Origin of the sequence: Cohnella soli, assembly GCF_042655525.1 — a bacterium.
Taxonomy (GTDB): Bacteria; Bacillota; Bacilli; order Paenibacillales; family Paenibacillaceae; genus Cohnella; species Cohnella soli.
Genome location: NZ_JBHSMI010000061.1, coordinates 1 through 617, shown reverse-complemented (window position 1 = coordinate 617; position 617 = coordinate 1). Strand labels below are relative to the sequence as shown.

Below are 617 nucleotides of genomic sequence, written 5' to 3'. Positions count from 1 at the left end.
ACTGTAAGCGAAGATGTATCGGTTTCGTTCGACTCATGGTCAGCGCGTTCCGCGCCCGCTTGCGGGAGCACCTAGGAACGAGAGGAGCATTGGAGAAAAGGAAGCGATACATCGGAGCGATTGGTTAAGCTAATAAGTGCGCACGGAGGATGCCTAGGCGCCAGGAGCCGAAGAAGGACGCGACGAACAGCGATATGCTTCGGGGAGCTGTAAGTGAGCTTTGATCCGGAGATTTCCGAATGGGGAAACCCAGCTGGGGTAATGCCCAGTTACGTGCGAGTGAATACATAGCTCGCTCGAGGCACACCAGGGGAACTGAAACATCTAAGTACCCTGAGGAAAAGAAAACAAAAGTGATTCCGTCAGTAGCGGCGAGCGAAAGCGGAGTAGCCCAAACCAAGGAGCTTGCTCCTTGGGGTTGTGGGACGTCTCACATGGAGTCATAAAAGAGAAGATTAGGCGAAGAGGTCTGGAAAGGCCCGTCACAGAAGGTAACAACCCTGTAGCCGAAAGTCTCCTCTCTCCGAGACGGATCCCGAGTACCGCGGGTCACGTGAAACCCCGTGGGAATCCGGCAGGACCATCTGCCAAGGCTAAATACTACCTGGCGACCGATA

The 617-nt window shown here is 54.5% G+C and carries 1 rRNA gene; it reads left to right on the top strand.

Going from position 1 to position 617, the window contains the following annotated elements:
* Positions 1 to 122: 122 nt before the first annotated feature.
* A 23S ribosomal RNA gene (locus ACFPOF_RS28760) occupies positions 123 to 617 on the top strand; the annotation flags it as partial.